This window comes from Effusibacillus sp. SKA8 (assembly GCF_058273125.1).
The window spans coordinates 1-17913 of record NZ_JBZCSF010000001.1 but is presented as its reverse complement, the minus strand read 5'-3'; the positions used below and the strand labels follow the sequence as shown (position 1 = coordinate 17913).

The following is a 17913-nucleotide window of genomic DNA, read 5'->3' as shown; positions in this document are numbered from 1 at the left end:
GTCCTTCAGCAAAACGTTTTGGGAGGTTGCCATGAAACGATTTGTATGGGGTGGGGCCACCCTGGCCGTCTTGTTGGCGATGACGGCAGTGCTGGGGTCCCGGCCGTTCCACCTGCCTTTGCAAAATCCGCCCCGGATCGCCAACATCCCGGGATCGCCCGCCGATGCCCGCGCCCGATTCACCGGTTCGCAAAGCCGGGCGGACATCGCCGCGCAGGATATGGCGGTCACCACCGCTTTGTGCGTGAGAGACTGCCGGTTTGCTTTGCAGCACCTGGCCAACCACCTGGATCACACAATCGATCCCGCCTTGCAAAGCAAATTGTTGAAACAAACGATTGCAGCACACCCGCAGTTTCGATCGATCGTATTGCACACGGGCAGCGGCTCCACAGTTGCCCAGGGAACCGCCGTAAAACCGCAAGCCGTGCAAGAGAGCATCGACGGCGTCCGCAAAACGGGACAATTTTACGTCACAGACCTGTATGAGGAGCCTGTGCGAAAACGTCAATTGCTGATGTCGATCGCGCTTCCGTTGCTGGAGAAGCCGCAGTCGGGCGGAGTTCTGGCGGCGGAGGTGGAGATGGGCTATTTGCGGCAGATTGCCGATCGGGTTGACGGCGAAATGGGGACGCACACCCACCTCAATAGCCAAAACGGCAGCCAGGTTCTGTTGCACCCGGAAAAACCGGCTGTACAAAACGGCAAGCCGGGTGCGGTGCAAGGAGTGGACGGCACCAAATGGCATACCGCGTCGACCGAGACAAAACCGCTTTCCGACGGCAAACAGGCTCGACACAAACCGAATGAAGTCGTGGTCCAGTTTCACTCTGAACCGGATGCCGCTTCATTGGCAAAAATCACTTCCGAAATTGACGGCACCGTCGTCAAACGAAACCATATGCCGGCGTTTGTGTTTCGCTCGCGATCGATGACTTCGGATCAGCTGGTCGCCTATTTTCAAAAAATGGGCGTAAAAATGGTGGAACCGCACCGGCTGTTCCGGCAGAACGAACTGCCAAACGATGTCCTCTACCAGCGGTATCAATGGAATTTCCCGCAGATCAAAATCGAAGACGCGTGGAAGACCACAACCGGCAGCCCCGCTACCGTCATCGCCGTGGTCGATACGGGAGTGGACCTGGACCATCCCGAGTTTGCGGGTCAACTGGTGCAGGGGCACAACATGATCGAAGACAGCGACCGTCCGCAGGACGACAACGGACATGGCACGCACGTGGCAGGCGTGATAGTGGCCCGTACCAACAATGTGGAAGGAGTGGCGGGCATGAACTGGAATTCGAAGGTGATGCCGATCAAGGCGTTGGACGCGGAAGGCACCGGTTCCGTGTTCGACATTGCGGACGGGATTCGCTGGGCGGTCGATCACGGAGCGAAAGTCATCAACTTGTCCCTGGGAGAGTATGAGGATTCCAACTACCTGCGGCAGGCGGTGCAGTATGCGGCAGCAAAAGACGTGCTTGTGGTGGCGGCCATGGGGAACGACGATACGGACCGCCCGAGTTATCCGGCCGCTTATCCGGAAGTGCTGGCGGTGACGGCGGTTGACAAAGAAAACAAACGGGCGACATTTTCCAACTACGGGACGCATGCCGGAGTGGCAGCGCCGGGCGTATCGGTTGCCAGCACGTTTCCCGGCCATCGTTACGCCGCCATGTCGGGCACTTCGATGGCATCCCCCCATGTCGCAGGGTTGGCCGGTTTGATCCGGGCGGCCAATCCGGACCTTCGCGCGTCGCAAGTAAAAGACATCATCCAGCGGACCGCGACGGACGTCGGGCCAAAAGGGCCGGACCTTTACTACGGGACAGGCTTGATTAACGTGGCGGAAGCGATCCGGCAGGCGCAAGCCAACCCGCGGGACATGTTCCCCGGCGGGCAACGGTCCAGACAAGCAAATCACCGGCCTTGGTGGTGGCCGTTTAGGTGGCTGTTCGGATTCTAAAAAAGTCAAAACAAACAGCCCCGTATCGCGCGTAAGTGGTACGGGGACAAACAAAAAGCACTTTACAAACGCTTCGCGCCGATGTAGCGGGGACCCCAGTACGAGCTGCTCAAGCTGTCGATTTTGACCCCGTGGGAACTGGTTGACGAAATGAATTGGTTGTCGCCGATGTAGATTCCCACATGGGATGCCCCGTTGTCATAGGTGGCGAAAAAAACCAGATCGCCCGGCTGCAAATCGGACACGGCAGCGCCTTGTTGATACATTTCATGGGAAGTGCGCGGCAATTCAACGCCTTGCTGTTCCATTACATACCGCACAAAACCGGAACAGTCAAAACCGGAAGGGCTGCTTCCTCCCCAGGCGTAGGGCACGCCGACAAGTTTTTTGGCGATCTCGACGACGTCCGATGTCTTGGCGTTCGCGTCTTTCGAATTCTTGAGTTCTTCCGCTTTCTTCGCCGCTGCTTCCGCAATCACGGGAGCGGTGGTCACACCGACCTTGCCGGTTTCCTCGATGTTGTGGTCTCTTTGGAATGCTTTCACAGCCCCTTCAGTCACTTCACCGTAATAACCGGTGTTTGAAGGATATGTGAAATATCCCAAAATCCGCAAGTCTTGCTGCAAAGCGGCGACTGCAGCCCCTTGCGAGCCTTTTTCCAAAACCGCGTCACCGTACTTTGCAGCGGCTTCCGCGACGGACACGCTGACAGATGCGAGAAAAACGGCTCCCGCAAACACAAAGGCCTTAACAAACTTATGCACTTCCATTCCTCCTACTGCCTCCGAGGTTAGTTGCCGGGTTTGGGTAGAGGCACCCTACACAAAAACTGTGATTCACCCCAAAAGATCAGGTCCCCCGTACTGACAAGGCGTCAGATTCGGCATTTATGATTCTATCACACTACTAGAAAATACCATGAAATATGTCGAATTTCAATAGGCTTTTGCCATCCTTTGGCTTTTGCCATCCTTTTGCACCCGTTTCTGAAACCAGGACTCCCGCAGGCGCTAGTCCACCCCCTGCCCCCAAAAAAGGACAGCGCCGCAGCCCTGTCCCCTTGTCCCGCTTTGTTCCAAGCGGATCTATTTCGTCATCACAGCTTCCTTTTCATACAGTTTGCTCCCGACAAGCCGGGCAAGATCGACAACGCGGCAGGAATAGCCCCATTCGTTGTCATACCAGGCCAGCACTTTTACCGTGCGGTCGCCGACCACCATCGTCGACAGACCGTCCACGATCGAGGAGGCCGAGTTGCCCACGAAGTCGACGGATACCAAAGGCTCTTCCGTGTACTCCAAAATCCCTTTGAGCGGGCCTTCCGCCGCCTTTTTCAGAGCGGCATTCACTTCTTCGGCGGTAACTTCCTTTTTCAATGTGGCGACCAAATCGACAACCGATACGTTGGGAGTAGGCACCCGCAGGGCGAGTCCGTTCAGTTTGCCCTTCAATTCCGGCAACACCAACGCCACCGCCTTGGCCGCCCCCGTGGAAGTCGGGATGATCGATGTCGCGCAAGCGCGTGCCCTGCGCAAATCCTTGTGCGGATTGTCGAGATTCTTCTGGTCGTTGGTATAAGAATGAACGGTCGTCATCAGGCCTTGTTCAATGCCGAACTCCTCGTGCAGCACTTTCACAACCGGAGCCAGACAGTTGGTTGTGCAAGACGCATTGGAAATTATAAAATGTTTGTCCGGGTCGTAAATTTCTTCGTTGACCCCCATTACGATCGTAACGTCTTCATCTTTGCCGGGCGCCGTGATAATCACTTTCTTTGCGCCGTTTTTCAAATGGATGCCGGCAGTTTCCCGCGAACGGAATTTTCCGGTCGATTCGATCAGCACATCGACACCGTACTCGCCCCACTTCAGGTTGTTTGGATCCCGGTCCGACAAAATGTGCACTTTCCGGCCGTTGACGACCAGTGCGTTTGCTTCCGCTTGAATCGTGACGTCCCACCGGCCGTGAACCGAATCATATTTGAGGAGATGGGCCAGAGAGGCGGGATCGGTGGTCGCGTTTACCGCCACGATCTCAAAATCGGGATCGAGCATCGCCGCCCGGAAAACCATCCGGCCAATTCTTCCGAATCCGTTAATACCCAGTTTAATCGCCATATGTCGACAAAACCTCCCAGCACTCGAAAAAGATACAATCCTATTTTACACCTACCAAAGATATTACACCATACTATTTCCTGATTTCTAGTAAAAAGTATGACACATTTTCCGGTTTGGTGTCAAAATTCAACACCTGCCTGTAACAGCAAAAAACAGCGGGTCGAATCCCGCCGTTTCCTACCGCTGTGTTGTCATATACCAAATCCCCAGGGCCAGAAACAAGAATCCGCCAATGATCAAACCGGTCGCCAATTTTTTGAGCATGAGACAGCCACCTCATGGAGCGATTTTGCGTTGCACGAGAACTTTAAAGCGTTCTCCCATGCCGCCGGGCATGATCAGATGCTTGATCGCCAAATTGCGCTTGTACCCCTCGTCATGAAACGGATCCTTTCCCGTTTCGGGTGCCAAGCTTTCAAAGATCCCCGCCCGAATCAAATAGTTGGACTGGGTTCCGTAAAAAGCGGTCTGCAACCCCAGACTCTCCCCGTATTTCATGAGTGCGGTAAAATTCACGTCAGCCGTCAGGTCTTGTTCGCCCGGATCCTGCAACACGTCCTGACAGATTCGGTGCCGGCGGTATGCCCGCAGCGTTCCGTGCATTCTTCCTTCGCACAAAATTTCCGCTTCGTCCCCATAGTCGACGGTGATGATAAATCCGGTTTGCAAATAACCCACTGCCTCGCGAAGCCAATCCAAGGCGCTCAGATTGACTTCGATCCGCTGTCCCGCCTGTAACGGCGGCACGTATTCCCGCAAATACCCAAAAATCCGCGGATCGGATACGGGTCCCATCTTCTCCGCCAATCGTCCGTCCGTTTCCGTCACGTACACCTCCCGCGTTCCTTTCTCGCCTTGTACGATCAGATGAACCGGGAAGGCGTCAATCAGCTCATTCGAAATGATGACCCCGGAAAAAGGACCCAGTTCGCCAAGAGAAGGCAGCCACTTGACCTTGTGCCCCTCCAGCGTCTGCCGCTGAACCTGCCGCAAACGGTCCGACTTCTCAACGATCCGGTAATCGATTGCAAAACCCAGATCCGGCGCCATAAACCGGATGCCGTTCAGAATCTCCTTCGCGAGCGTTCCTTCGCCCGCTCCAAATTCGACAACCACAAACGGGGAAGGGCTTCCAAGCTGACGCCATTTTTGCAACAAATCGCGGGCAAGGGTCTCCCCAAACACGGGATGGACTCCGGGCGCAGTGTAGAAATCGCCCGACGTTCCAAAAGGGGTCCGCTCCCTCTCATAATATCCGAGCCCGGGATAATACAGGGCCAATTCCATAAAATCCCGAAACGAAACAGCCTCCTCACGGATGCGGTGGCGTAGGATTGTTTCCAGTTTGCACATTTTCACACTTTGCCATGCAAATCAGATTTTTTCGATGACCTTGTCGATCAGCCCGTATTCTTTTGCTTCTTCCGCCGTCATGAAATAATCGCGGTCGGTGTCCCGTTCGACTTTTTCCAGCGGTTGCCCGGTTCGTTCCGAAATAATTTTGTTGAGGCGATCCCGCATGCGCAAAATCCGGTCGGCGGCAATCTTGATGTCCGCTGCCTGACCGCGTGCTCCGCCCAGCGGTTGGTGGATCATCACCTCCGAGTTCGGCAGGGCAAACCGTTTGCCTTTGGCGCCCGCCGTCAACAGGAATGCCCCCATCGAAGCCGCCATTCCGACGCAAATCGTCGAGACGTCCGGTTTGATGAATTGCATGGTGTCGTAAATCGCCATGCCGGCCGTAATGGAACCGCCCGGACTGTTGATATAAAGATTGATGTCCTTTTCCGAATCTTCCGCGGCAAGAAAAAGCAATTGCGCGATCACGGAATTCGCGACCATATCGTCAATCTCGCTGCCGAGAAACACAATCCGATCCTTCAACAGGCGCGAATAAATATCGTAAGAACGCTCACCCCGGCTTGTTTGCTCGACTACAATCGGCACCAGATTCATTTAATGTAACCTCCTTCTCTGTTACAAGCAAAGCCACCTTGCGGTGGCTCATTTTACTCCCATTCGTTTCGTCGGCTTTTCCTCAATGCGCCCTTTCGGCCCGAAACCGAACCCCGTATTTTCCTTTGCGCGTTCGATACAATTCCACTTCCCGCGGCGGATGGCTGCCGTAAATTCGCTTGTCGCCCTCCACCCACATCACGGCGCAGTAGGCTTCGAATTTGCTGTCATACAGACCTGCCCAATATACCCAAGACATGCGCGACCCCCCAAGCGCCAAAATCGTATCTCTATTTTGGCCCTGGCAGAAGCGGATCACACCCGTCAAATCGTACTTTCCCTGGGAGTTACACCCAAACGCGGTCGCCGCCGACGCGAAGGACGTTTTCTTCCCCGAGAACGTGCTTGGCAATCGTGGTCGCTTCCCAGTTGCGTGCATGGTAAGACGCCAACAACGGTTCCAAAATCTGGACTTTGTATCCATTGTCAAGCAGGCTGTACATCGTGGCAAGAACCCCCATCTCCGAATCCATGCCGCCCAAATGTACCAGTTCGATTCGATGTTCTTGCAAAAGGCGTTTCACTTCGTCGTTTAACGCGCTGTAAGTTCTCTTTTCCACGCGCTTTGCTTTCGGATGGGACAACAGCAATGTATCCTTGCCTTCATTGTCTTCATGCTTCCAGGTGGTAAGAATGACCAGATCGTACTCGTTCGCGTTCTGGTCCAAATATTGCTGGCAAAGACGGACAATATAATCCAGATTGCCCAGATTGCCCAAGAAGTCTTTTTGCACATCAGTCAGGATCAATGCCTTTTTCATTGATTTGTCGCACCTTTCCGTACACAAATTTGCTACCTTATGGTAACACAAGAAATCAACTTGTTTCAACTGTCCGAAATCCCACTGTCCAAGATTGAATTATGTAAGATGGAGCAACTGGAGCCGCTAATGGATCCGCAAAAAACTGCCGTATCGATCCTCGATTTCCTCCACAATGGCTGCGTGCTCCGCTTCGTTCTCGACGACTTCAAGCCCGAAACCTTCATCTTCTTCAATCACGCGAAAGAAAACCAGTTCGGAACGGTCGTTTGCCTCCCGCTCGTAGTACACCGCGTAGCCTTGACCGTTTTTGGTGAAATAAGCGCCGAGCGTATATTTCTTTTCCCGGGACTCTTCCTGAACGGTGATGAAAAAAATCCTCGAAATCAAATCCATCACCTGTTCGGTATACAGTTGCCCCGGGTAATCCAACTGCAGCGATTCCCCAAGTTGCCCGGAAATCCGGTAGAGCTCCTTTTTGTCATCCCGCTCCCAACTGACCACCAACAAATGGGCTTCTTCGAAGAAAAAAGCGTAGTGGTCCGCTTTGGGAAACGTAAATACAGGTTTCATCCGTTCCACCTCGCGATGACAATTAGAAAAAGAGCAGGGGAATGCCCTGCGGTTCAATTAGATCTCGTCCCACTGCTCATGCTGCTTTTTGATTGCCGCGTTGAACTTCTCCGTCGTGATATTCGAACACATGAACAGCAACAAGAAACTGCCCGCCACAAACGCCAAGAGACCCCACATGCTCGCCGCCTCCTTCCATTCTTTCTATTCCCATATAGAATAAAAATAATTCAATATTGAGTCAAGTGAACATTCTTTGTCATTCTTTGTCAAAGCCAAAAAGTCCGTGACTTCGCACGGGCTTTTCTTTATACTGGAAGGCGGGTATGCCCCGCTTTACACTTTGTCAGGACGCCGATTTTCAAGGAGGAATCTGTATGACGGACTCGAACGAACTCTGGGGGAAAGCTTACGAGTTGGGCTGTTTGATAGCCGGCTCCCCGGAAGTGGAAGAGTACAAAAAAACGAAAGAGGCAATGGAGTCTCACCCGGAAATCACTCCGTTGTTAAACAAGCTGCGCGACATGCAAAGCGAATATGAAAAACTGCAATCCCACAGCCCGGGCCCGCATCTGAAAGGGCTTGAAGACTCCATCTCCGAGACCCTCGCTCGGCTGGACGAATTTCCGGAAGTGGCCGCGTTCAAACAATCCTGCGCCAAAGTCGATGAATTGCTGAAATCCGTCAGCACCTATCTGGCGGATTGCATCTCCGGCAAGGTCAACGGGTTGTCCGTTTCAAAACCGTCTGCCGGCGGCTGAAAATAGTTTTTTCCGGAACGGTGCGTTCCTTAGTCGATTTGACGGGGGAAGTTTTACCGTGTTATGATGAATCACGGGTTTCGATTCCAAAAGAGATGAGGGTTGTCAATGGCCGGTCACGATCACGTGCATGGTCCCGGTTGCGACCATGATCACGAACACGGTGTTATCATTCTCACTGACGATGAAGGAAACGATCACGAGTTTGTGATCGTCGACGTTATGGAACTGGAAGGGAACAATTACGCCATCCTGGTTCCCCACGACCAGGAAGAGGGCGAAGCGGTTATCCTCCGAGTGGAATCCGATGAAAACGGCGAAGAATATCTGATCGACATCGAAGATGACGCCGAGTGGGACCGGGTGGTGAAAGCTTACGAAAACCTGGCGGCGGAATAATTGCGCAAAAAAAGTCACGTTCGAATGAATGTGGCTTTTTTTGCTTGAACGTGGCTTTTTATGTGAGGCTGAGCGCCCGTTCCGCGGCGCTTTTTCCCGCCGCATAGCCCGTGCAAAATGCCGCCGTGATGTTGTACCCTCCCGTATAGCCGTGGACATCCAGAATTTCGCCGCAGAAAAACAAACCCGGCATCAACTTCGATTGCATGGTTTTCGAATCGATCTCTTTCAAATTCACGCCGCCGCCCGTGACAAAAGCCTCTTCCAGCGGCAGGGTTCCGTTTGCGTGAAGCGGAAACCGTTTCAACAGTTCCGCGATTTTTTCCCATTTGGCCTTTGGCAGATTGGCAAACGTGATATCGTCCTGCAGTTCCGCTTTTTGCAGCAGCAGCGGGATCATCCGCTCCGGAACGTATCCCTTCAACACGTTTTTGACCGTTTTTCTCGGTTGGCTGCGGGCCATCCCATACGTTTCGGCAAAGACGGCCGCCTGCGATTGATCCGGAAACAGATCGATCGTCAGCAGCACATCCCGACCCGGTGATCGCTTGAGCGCCTTGACGACAAACTGGCTGCAGCGCAAGGCTACCGGCCCCGAAATGCCAAAATGGGTGAAAATCATATCCCCTTCATGTTCGATCAGCTTCTTGCCCTTTTCATTGTACACCGCCAAATGAATGTTGCGCAGGGACAACCCTTGCAGGAACCGCCGTCTGATAAAATCCTCGTTTAACGTGATGGGCACCTCCGTCGGGAACAACTCCGTGATGCTGTGCCCGGCTTCCCGAGCCCATACGTATCCGTCGCCGGTAGAACCGGTATGCGGCACCGACTTGCCACCTGTCGCGACAATCACATTAGAAGCGTTAATTTTTTCACCCGATCGCAAACGAACGCCGACCACACGACCCTGTTCGTAAAGCACACGATCAACGGGGGCATGCACGCGGATGTCCGTCCCCGTCTCCCTGACCTTTCGGATCAAAGCGTCAACCACATCTTTTGCTTTGTTTGACACCGGGAACATTCTCCCCCGGTCCTCTTCCTTCAACCGGACGCCCAACTCCTCAAAAAAGCGGATAATGTCACGGTTATTGAAAACGGAAAACGCACTGTACAGAAAACGCCCGTTGCCCGGGATGTTTTTGATAATCTCGTCGATCTCTTTGTTGTTGGTCACGTTGCATCTTCCGCCACCCGAAATCGCCAATTTGCGGCCCAGCTTGTCCCCTTTGTCGACAAGCAGCACACTAGCCCCATGCAGGCCGGCCGCGACCGACGCCATCAGTCCGGAAGGCCCGCCACCGATTACGATAACGTCATATGGTTGCATAACGATCACTCCGTTCAAAACCAGCCTTTGCGCTTGAACCACACGATCATGGCGCCGGCGATGCTGCCCATCAATGCCAGGATCAAAAAGTATCCGTATTTCCAGTGCAACTCCGGCATATTGTCAAAATTCATGCCGTAAATTCCGGCAATAAACGTCAGCGGCATAAAAATGGTGGTAATCACCGTCAACGTCACCATTACCCGATTCATGCGCTGGGAATTCAGGGACACGTAACTCTCGATCAAATCGGATCCGATTTGCCGGTAGACATCGGTCATCTCGACCAGCTTTTTCAAATGATCGTATACATCCGCAAAGAAAAACCGTTGCTGCGTCTTCCACTTTTCGTCTTGGGGGTGCAGGATCTCCCGCACCACATCCCGGAAGGGGTCCAACGACCTGCGCAACGTCAGCAGGTCTTTCCGGATTTTAAACACCCGGTTGATCATTCGCTGGCTGGGGCGCAAAAAGTACTCGGTTTCAAGTCGTTCAAGCTCGTCATCGATTTTGTGCAGAACGGGAAAATACTGGTCGACCAGACCATCGACAATCAAATACAAGATGTACTCTACGCCTTTTTCCGTCAAATGCGGATTCTGTCGAACGCGCTCCCATACTTCGTCCATCGTTCGATTTTGCTTCATGTGAAACGAAACAATATAATTCTTGGCCACAAACAAATTGACTTCTTCCGTTTTGACTTTGGAGTCCGCCAGAGCATGCAGCACAAAAAACCGGTATTCCCCATAATCGTCGATCTTCGGCCGCTGCAGCAAATGGAGGCAATCTTCGATCGCCAGGTGATGAAACGCGAAGCGGCTTGACAACCGCTCGATCTCTTCCGCAGACGGCTCCGAAAAATCGGCCCAGAACCATTTTGCCCGTTTGTCGGAAATGTCCTCAAGCGACCGGTCAAACAAAATCTCCCCGTCGTCCAGAACCAGCATCGTGCGAATCATGAGCTTCTCCAATCCCTGCCGTGTTTTTCCCTATTATACCATACGATGTAACGGCCAATTCCCACCCTCGCATTGCAAGTCGAAGCCGCCTTCTCGTGGAAGGCGGCTTCCTCTGTTGGCGGAGTGAGAGGGATTCGAACCCTCGATACGGGTTATCCCCGTATACTCGCTTAGCAGGCGAGCGCCTTCGACCTGCTCGGCCATCACTCCATCCGGTATGGAGCCACCTGCCGGGATCGAACCGGCGACCTCATCATTACGAGTGATGCGCACTCCCGACTGTGCTAAGGTGGCAAATTCCTGGGCTTCTTCACCTTGATGGACTGAACTTTGGTGGCTCGGGAGGGAATCGAACCCCCGACCTACGGGTTATGAATCCGCCGCTCTCACCGACTGAGCTACCGAGCCAAGCTGGCGGAGAGAGTGGGATTCGAACCCACGAGGCGCTGTTAACGCCTACACGATTTCCAATCGTGCTCCTTCGACCAACTCGGACATCTCTCCAAAACACGTGTTCCCCTCGCGTCCCGGCGAAAGCCCCACTCCCGCGGCGACAAATGATATGCTAGCATGCTCCTGCGGAATTTTCAATGAGCAATCTGCCCGATATTGAAACAAAAATTCCAATCGGGCCCCGTTACGGCGAATCACCTGCGCACGCCCTGAGCAAATTGCTGCACCGCATATTCGTGCGCTTGCAATTCCCAACTGTCGTCCAGTTGTTTGAGATCCGGGTTGTCCGTTTTGCGGCAAAGCGCCAGTTCAAGCAGATAATCGGCAAATATGGGATTTTTTGATAGTAACGGGCCATGCAAATAGGTTCCGAACACCGTTTTGTACGCGACGCCTTCCCGGCCGTCTTCTCCGTTATTGCCAAACCCGCTGATCACCTCAGCCAGCGGATTCATCCCGGCGCCGAGATAGGTCCGTCCGGAATGATTTTCATACCCGACCAGTGTGACCTCGGAACCGCGGATCTTCATTTTCCCGACGGCGTTCCCGACAAGCCGTTTCTGGCCGCCGACCGTGTACAAATCAAGCAAACCGACTCCCTGGATTCGGTTGCCGCCGACAGTCTCGAAATAATGACCCATCAACTGATAGCTGCCACAGATGGTCAAAATAACGGTGCCCGCATCCACTGCCTTTAAAAGCGCGTCCCGTTTCCTGAGCAGGTCTTCAGCCACAAGCAGCTGTTCACGATCTTCCCCGCCCCCCGAGAACAGCAAATCGTAGTCGGACAAGTCCGGATTGTCGCCGATGGTAATGCGGTCAACCCGAACGTCAATCCCGCGCCATTCCGCCCGTTTTTGCAGGACTGTCACATTGCCGCGATCACTGTACACTTCAAGCAAATCCGGATACAAATGGCCGATCTTAAGTTTCAACCGCGACACGTCCTTTCTCCAACAAATGGTCCCGCACGGCATACAAGGAGGTATACGTCGACAAAATAAACAGCGTATGACCGGCGGGCAGGTCGTGAAGCGCCGCATCCACCGCCGCCAAGTCCCCTTCATGGATCGACGTGATCGAACCCAAACCGGCGTATTTGAAACGGACGGCGATATCGTGAGCCCGCGTGCCGGCCGCCACGATACGGCGCAAGCCTTTTTGTGCCTGAAGCCGTTCCAGATGAACGTCCCAAATCCAGGATACGTCGGTTCCGTCGGCATACCGGTCATTGAGGATAAACACCATGTCCACCGGTTTCTCCAGTTGACTGACCACTTTCAAAACCTGGTTGCACCCCGTCGGATTTTTCACAAGGGCAAGCATCGTCTCCTGATGTTCATTGACCACAATCCGTTCCATGCGGCCAAGCCCGGTGTTGAGATTTTTCATTTCCTGCCGGATCACCTCGGGCTTGACTCCCATCACTTTGGCCGCGGAGATTGCCGCCAACGCATTATATACATTGTAAAAAGCCGGCGAATGCAAATAGCCGGTATCTCCGTCAAGCTCAAACAAAATCCCGCCGTCATGCAAGCGGACATGCTTCGCCGCCTGATCCGGCATCTGCCGCTCAAACCCGCACCCGGGGCATCTGTAAAAACCGAGTTGGCCGTAGTGATACAAACTGTAGCAAAGCGTCGAGCCACAGCGGCGGCAAATTTTCCCGTCCCGCACTTCTCCTTGTTCGTCCATTGGAATATCGGTGGATTGAATGCCGTAATAAAGCGTATTTTTCCCGGCGGGAGCGATGGAAGAAACCAGCGGGTCATCGGCGTTCAGCACAATGGTGGTGCCGGGCGCCGCTTTTTCCAAAGCGTTTCCGACCATGCCGACTACCGTATCCACTTCGCCGTATCGATCCATCTGGTCCCTGAAAAAATTCGTCACCACCACGACAGCAGGCTGCAGCGGTTCGATCACTTTGCCGATCGTCGCTTCGTCAACTTCCAGCACGGCGAATTGCTTCCCTTTCCGTGCCCAGGATACCCCCTCGACAAGGGCGGCCGCAATCCCCTGTATCAGATTGGCACCGAGCGAATTGGAAATTACGTCTCTGCCGTCTTTTCGCAGGAACTGCGTCAGCAGATTGCTGGTTGTTGTCTTGCCGTTCGTTCCCGTCACAAAAACGATCCGGCCTTTGAGTTTTTGACCGTAATAATGCAGCAGATCCGGATACAGCCGGAGAGCGACGGATCCGGGCAGGGTTGTGCCTTTACGCCGCATGATCGACAGGAGACGCTTTGTCATGTTAGCCGCCGCAATTGCAATCCATACTCTCCACGTCCGCAAACAAGGATCCTCCTAGCTCGAATGGACTCCACGTTTAAAGCTTGTCCCACCAATCTGTATCATGCTATGAAGTCGCCCGGGGTGCGATGTTTCCTGAGGGCGGAGGCGGCGTCGTTCCGTTGCCGCCGGACCCTCCTGTACCCGTACCTCCCGTGCCGGGACTTCCCGTACCCGTCCCCCCTGTGCCGGTGCCGGGTGTCCCGCCCGTTCCGTTGCCGCCGGAGCTCCCCGGTCGGGTTCCCCCGGCCGGGCTTTCCCCTGCGGAGGTTCCCGAACCGCTCCCACCTCCGCCAGAAGAATTGGGATTTTGGGTATTGGTGCCACCCGTACCTGAAGTGTTGGTGTTGGCCCCGCCGGGTTTTGTTTTGTCACCTGTCTTCGCGTCCCCGACACCGTCCTTGCCTACCGCCGGATCTTTCCCGTCCGCCGCTTTGGACGGCAGCGGGGCGACCGTCGTATCGGGTTTCGGAGCCGCAACCTGCTGCACCATAGGCTCCTGATCATCCGTGGTTCTTGCGATCAACTTTCCTGTATTCAGGATCTTATGAACCAGCAACCGCGTCTCGTACACATCGGGAATGACGACAGACGCGCCGTCCCGGGTGGCTTCCAGCAGCGCCAGTTTGGTGCCGGTGGAATCGTGCAGCGGCGGCAACTGGGTCGAATCCAGGTTGTTTATGTCGAGATTGTACGCCAACCTGCCAAGTTTCAGCATGTCGCTAAAGGACATGTCGGTCTGGATATCTCCTTGCACGGATTTCAAGATTTCCGGCAGTTTCAGGAACGAACTGGTTGATTTCAGTTCGGACGCCAATGTCGTCAAAAACTTGCGTTGTCTCTCCGTCCTGGAATAGTCAGACCCCGCGTCGCCCCGATAGCGGACATACATCAAAGCGTGTTTGCCATCGAGATGCTGTTGCCCCTTTTTGAGGTTGATATTGTAAATTCCGTCATCATAGTGAACCATATCTTTCTCGACGTACATGTCTATGCCGCCCAGTACGTCCACAATATCCGCAAATCCCTGAAAATCGGTCTTTACATAGTAATGAATCGGAATCTGCAGAAACTTCGACAATGTTTCCTTCACCAAACGGGGACCGCCAAGCGCGTGCGCTTCATTGATTTTGCGAAACCCGTATCCCGGGATCTTGTAATACGTATCTCTCAATACCGAAAATAAGGAAGCTTTTTTCGTTTGCGGATCAATGCTCAATACCATCATCGTATCGCTGCGGGACGCGCCTTCTCCCGGTCGCGCGTCCACTCCGATCAGAGCGATGTTGACGCGTTCCGTTCCCGTCCATTCCTCGGCCGTTGCTGCAGACTTATCAGGTTTGGAGGCGTTTTGCAAAAAATCATAAAACGAATAAGCGTAATATCCGGCTCCCGCAAAGATCATCAGGGCGAAGATAAGCGCGGGATACAAGACACCTTTGCGTTTATAAAAAGCTTTCCTGCGTCTTTTTGCCATACGGGGCATTTCCATGTATAAACCATCCTTACCCTTCCGAAAATAAGTGCTGGATTGGCGCAAAATCAAGCATCATTATACCATACTTTTCGCCATTGAGAGGATGCCATTTTTCTATGCCGGAATGTGAAACGTAAAGGGAAGCTGGCGGCTTCAGAAAAAACGTCCCCTTCGCCATAGCTTCCCTCGTTTCATGTATGGGCATTCGATCCGCTCCCGCCAGCAGGCAGGAGCCGGGCTTCCGTCAATCGTTGCAAGCAAATAAGGTTGTCCGCAAAGCACGCAGTTTGTGATCGCATTCGTTCCACTCGTGTTCGGGGATCGAATCCGCCACAATTCCCGCTCCCGCTTGCAGATACGACACCCCATCCTGATTGATGATCGTCCGAATGACAATCGCAGTGTTCATGTTGCCGAGAAAATCGATAAACCCGATCACCCCGCCATACGGGCCGCGGGTGAAAGTCTCCAGTTCATCGATGATTTCCATCGCACGCACCTTTGGGGCACCCGACAAAGTCCCCGCCGGAAACGTGGACAGAAACACGTCAAACGGAGAAACATGCGCTTCCACTTTCCCTTCAATAGTGGATACGATATGGAACACATGGGAATATTCTTCGACAGCCATAAAATCTTTTACGCGGACCGTCCCAGGCTCGCAAACCCGGCCCAAATCATTCCGACACAGGTCGACAAGCATCAAATGCTCCGCCCTTTCCTTCTCGTCGGATAAAAGGTTTTCGATCAAAATCCGGTTCTCGCTCTCGGTTCGGCCTTTGCCTTTTGTCGTTCCGGCAATCGGGCGCATTTGGGCGATTCCGTTTTCAAGCCGGATTTGCATTTCCGGGCTGGCGCCAAAAAGGCGATAACTGCCGTAGTCGACAAAGAACATGTACGGGGACGGATTGACTTCCTTTAACCGCTGGTAGACCAGCAGGGGATCGATTTCGCCGATCACCCGGTCCCGCTTGGACAGCACAACCTGAAAAATATCGCCCTCGCGGATATACTCCTGCGCCCTTTTTACCCTTGCGATGTACTCGTCTTTTTGCACGTCTTCTTCCACGACCAGCAGTGCCGGGTCAAATCCTTTTAACTCCGGGGGCGCATCGGTCGAAAGAAAAGTTTCAAGCACCGAAAAATCGGGCGTCTCGACTCCCGCCACCTCATTGATCACAACCCGGATCCGATCCGGTTCAAAGTGTAGAATCACCTGGTGGATTTGCAGCAATACATCATCCAGGTTACGGTCGTCCAAAGTGGTGTTGGGAATCTCCTCGAAATACCGGATGGCGTCATAGGCAAAAAATCCGATGAATCCGAACGAATAAGGTTTCGATTGGTCTTTTTGGCCCAGTTCGAAACTGTCTCTTATCGCATCCAACACCGGCGGCAGCGAGTCGCCAAACCGCGGCGGGGTGTACCCCTGTTCCCGCAAGTTTTCCGTTATCACGGACACCAGGGCGGGATGCCCTTCCAGAGCGAGACTGCGTCCCTTAAACCTGCAAGCGGCCAGCGGAAACAAGCCGATCACGGAGGAGCAATAGCGGCTTTTCAAATCCGTTACCGAATCGAGCAAAAACGCGCACGTCGGACCATACTCCGCATGCAGCTTGCGAAACACATGAAACGCTTCCACCGTTCTCGGGTAAACCCGCTCGCGAGAACGAACCCGAATTTTGCAAGTTGTTTTCTTCATACCAGTACCCTCTCGCGTTGCTCCAAAAAGTTTTGGATCAGTTGCTTGCCGCCTTGCGTCAAAACGCTTTCCGGGTGAAACTGCACGCCCGTCACGGCATATTCTTTATGGCGAACCCCCATAATCTCCCCGTCATCAGACCGCGCGACCACTTCCAGACAAGCGGGTAAACTTTCCGGTTCGATCACCAGCGAATGGTAGCGGGTCGCTTCAAAAGGATTTGGCAAATTTTTGAAAACCCCTTCTCCGGTATGATGAATTAAAGACGTCTTGCCATGCATCATCCGCTTCGCTTTCACGATACGGCCTCCGAACACTTGACCGATTGACTGGTGCCCCAGGCATACCCCCAATACGGGCACCCGTCCGGCAAAAAAACGGATCGCTTCCATGGAAATTCCCGCTTCGTTCGGCGTGCACGGACCCGGCGACACCAAAAGATGGGTCAGAGGCAACTCCGCCAATCGTTTGACAGTTACCTTGTCGTTTCGAAACACGCGGACTTCCCGCCCGAATTCCCGCAAGTACTGCACCAGGTTGTAAGTGAACGAGTCGTAATTGTCCACAACCGCAATCATCTTTCTCGTCTCCTCTCTTCTCGGCTCCGGTTTGAAAAATAACAAAAGACCAGCCTCAAAAGAAGCTGGTCTTGAAATACATATCAAGATCCTGCTTTTCTCGGCTCCACTCCACTTGCCCCTGCTCGGCTGATTCGCTCATGCTCCACTCAAACTGTTCAGACAGATTCCCGTTTCAAATATGGTAACAACGAACCCTTGATTTGTCAATCGTACGCGTCGTACACATCGCAAAAACGGAACAAGCAAATTCAGGCCCCGGAACTTTAGCGGAACCCATCGCAACTGGCGGAGGGAGAGGGATTCGAACCCCCGTGGGCTTGCGCCCTAACGGTTTTCAAGACCGCCCCGTTATGACCGCTTCGGTATCCCTCCACTTGCTTTTGCAAGTATAAATATTTCCGGTTTCAAATATTTTGAAATTCAAATGGAGCGGGTGATGGGAATCGAACCCACGCTGCCGGCTTGGGAAGCCGGAGTTCTACCATTGAACTACACCCGCGGATGTCGCCATTTTTCCCCG

Annotated in this window: 18 protein-coding genes, 6 tRNA genes and 1 riboswitch; of the genes, 3 read left to right on the top strand and 21 right to left on the bottom strand. The window is 53.5% G+C overall.

Going from position 1 to position 17913, the window contains the following annotated elements; genetic code table 11:
* The first annotated feature begins 31 nt into the window (after positions 1–31).
* Positions 32–1966, top strand: coding sequence for a S8 family peptidase (locus AC4ED1_RS00120; protein ID WP_490935373.1), 1935 nt, complete (start codon positions 32–34; stop codon positions 1964–1966).
* A gap of 62 nt (positions 1967–2028) precedes the next feature.
* Here the strand turns inward: AC4ED1_RS00120 and AC4ED1_RS00115 are convergent, their stop codons facing one another.
* The 8 genes from AC4ED1_RS00115 to AC4ED1_RS00080 all read right to left on the bottom strand — a co-directional run bounded on the left by AC4ED1_RS00115 (position 2029) and on the right by AC4ED1_RS00080 (position 7616).
* Positions 2029–2730 carry a C40 family peptidase gene (locus AC4ED1_RS00115; RefSeq protein WP_490935372.1) on the bottom strand — a complete coding sequence of 234 codons (702 nt, stop codon included), beginning with the start codon at positions 2728–2730 and terminating at the stop codon, positions 2029–2031.
* Positions 2731–2862, bottom strand: a riboswitch (cyclic di-AMP (ydaO/yuaA leader).
* A 189-nt stretch (positions 2863–3051) separates the two neighbouring features.
* Entirely contained in the window at positions 3052–4083 is a 1032-nt protein-coding gene (locus tag AC4ED1_RS00110; RefSeq protein WP_490935371.1) for an ArsJ-associated glyceraldehyde-3-phosphate dehydrogenase, read from the bottom strand.
* A gap of 279 nt (positions 4084–4362) precedes the next feature.
* Positions 4363–5439: a class I SAM-dependent methyltransferase gene (locus AC4ED1_RS00105; RefSeq protein ID WP_490935765.1), complete on the bottom strand. Its 1077-nt coding sequence runs from the start codon at positions 5437–5439 to the stop codon at positions 4363–4365.
* 21 nt (positions 5440–5460) lie between these two features.
* On the bottom strand, positions 5461–6042 hold the full coding sequence (gene clpP, locus AC4ED1_RS00100) for an ATP-dependent Clp endopeptidase proteolytic subunit ClpP (protein WP_490935370.1): 582 nt from the start codon (positions 6040–6042) through the stop codon (positions 5461–5463).
* Positions 6043–6124: 82 nt separating this feature from the next.
* A complete protein-coding gene (locus tag AC4ED1_RS00095; RefSeq protein ID WP_490935369.1) occupies positions 6125–6301 on the bottom strand; it encodes a hypothetical protein in 177 nt (58 codons plus the stop codon).
* 88 nt (positions 6302–6389) lie between these two features.
* Positions 6390–6863 (bottom strand): cysteine hydrolase family protein, encoded by a 474-nt coding sequence (locus AC4ED1_RS00090; protein WP_490935368.1) that lies wholly within the window; start codon positions 6861–6863, stop codon positions 6390–6392.
* Positions 6864–6989: 126 nt separating this feature from the next.
* A complete protein-coding gene (locus AC4ED1_RS00085) occupies positions 6990–7436 on the bottom strand; it encodes a hypothetical protein (RefSeq protein WP_490935367.1) in 447 nt (148 codons plus the stop codon).
* 57 nt (positions 7437–7493) lie between these two features.
* Complete coding sequence (locus tag AC4ED1_RS00080; RefSeq protein ID WP_490935366.1) at positions 7494–7616, bottom strand: hypothetical protein; 123 nt, start codon at positions 7614–7616, stop codon at positions 7494–7496.
* A gap of 197 nt (positions 7617–7813) precedes the next feature.
* Between AC4ED1_RS00080 and AC4ED1_RS00075 the strand changes: the two genes are divergently transcribed.
* Together AC4ED1_RS00075 and AC4ED1_RS00070 are read left to right on the top strand one after the other, a co-directional pair.
* Positions 7814–8197, top strand: coding sequence for a YlbF family regulator (locus tag AC4ED1_RS00075; RefSeq protein WP_490935365.1), 384 nt, complete (start codon positions 7814–7816; stop codon positions 8195–8197).
* Between the two features lie 108 nt (positions 8198–8305).
* Positions 8306–8596: a DUF1292 domain-containing protein gene (locus AC4ED1_RS00070; RefSeq protein ID WP_490935364.1), complete on the top strand. Its 291-nt coding sequence runs from the start codon at positions 8306–8308 to the stop codon at positions 8594–8596.
* Positions 8597–8654: 58 nt separating this feature from the next.
* On the opposite strand, the gene AC4ED1_RS00065 is transcribed toward AC4ED1_RS00070, so the two are convergent.
* The 13 genes from AC4ED1_RS00065 to AC4ED1_RS00005 all read right to left on the bottom strand — a co-directional run bounded on the left by AC4ED1_RS00065 (position 8655) and on the right by AC4ED1_RS00005 (position 17892).
* On the bottom strand, positions 8655–9929 hold the full coding sequence (locus tag AC4ED1_RS00065) for a BaiN/RdsA family NAD(P)/FAD-dependent oxidoreductase (protein WP_490935363.1): 1275 nt from the start codon (positions 9927–9929) through the stop codon (positions 8655–8657).
* A gap of 14 nt (positions 9930–9943) precedes the next feature.
* Positions 9944–10891 (bottom strand): magnesium/cobalt transporter CorA, encoded by a 948-nt coding sequence (gene corA, locus AC4ED1_RS00060; RefSeq protein WP_490935362.1) that lies wholly within the window; start codon positions 10889–10891, stop codon positions 9944–9946.
* Positions 10892–11007: 116 nt separating this feature from the next.
* A tRNA-Ser gene (locus AC4ED1_RS00055) sits at positions 11008–11101 on the bottom strand.
* 8 nt (positions 11102–11109) lie between these two features.
* Positions 11110–11185, bottom strand: a tRNA-Thr gene (locus tag AC4ED1_RS00050).
* Positions 11186–11222: 37 nt separating this feature from the next.
* Positions 11223–11299, bottom strand: a tRNA-Met gene (locus tag AC4ED1_RS00045).
* Positions 11300–11303: 4 nt separating this feature from the next.
* A tRNA-Ser gene (locus AC4ED1_RS00040) sits at positions 11304–11395 on the bottom strand.
* Positions 11396–11538: 143 nt separating this feature from the next.
* Complete coding sequence (locus AC4ED1_RS00035; protein WP_490935361.1) at positions 11539–12288, bottom strand: type 1 glutamine amidotransferase; 750 nt, start codon at positions 12286–12288, stop codon at positions 11539–11541.
* Positions 12269–13636, bottom strand: a complete 1368-nt coding sequence (locus tag AC4ED1_RS00030; RefSeq protein WP_490935360.1) for a MurT ligase domain-containing protein — start codon at positions 13634–13636, stop codon at positions 12269–12271. Before AC4ED1_RS00030 ends, AC4ED1_RS00035 begins: the two co-directional genes overlap by 20 nt.
* Before the next feature lie 64 nt (positions 13637–13700).
* The gene (locus AC4ED1_RS00025) at positions 13701–15125 is read right to left on the bottom strand and encodes an LCP family protein (RefSeq protein ID WP_490935359.1); all 1425 of its coding nucleotides are present in this window, start codon (positions 15123–15125) and stop codon (positions 13701–13703) included.
* A 229-nt stretch (positions 15126–15354) separates the two neighbouring features.
* A complete protein-coding gene (locus tag AC4ED1_RS00020) occupies positions 15355–16812 on the bottom strand; it encodes an anthranilate synthase component I family protein (RefSeq protein WP_490935358.1) in 1458 nt (485 codons plus the stop codon).
* Entirely contained in the window at positions 16809–17390 is a 582-nt protein-coding gene (locus AC4ED1_RS00015; RefSeq protein ID WP_490935357.1) for an anthranilate synthase component II, read from the bottom strand. Before AC4ED1_RS00015 ends, AC4ED1_RS00020 begins: the two co-directional genes overlap by 4 nt.
* A 286-nt stretch (positions 17391–17676) precedes the next feature.
* Positions 17677–17765: transfer RNA gene (locus AC4ED1_RS00010), tRNA-Ser, on the bottom strand.
* Positions 17766–17818: 53 nt separating this feature from the next.
* A tRNA-Gly gene (locus AC4ED1_RS00005) sits at positions 17819–17892 on the bottom strand.
* Positions 17893–17913: the final 21 nt, after the last annotated feature.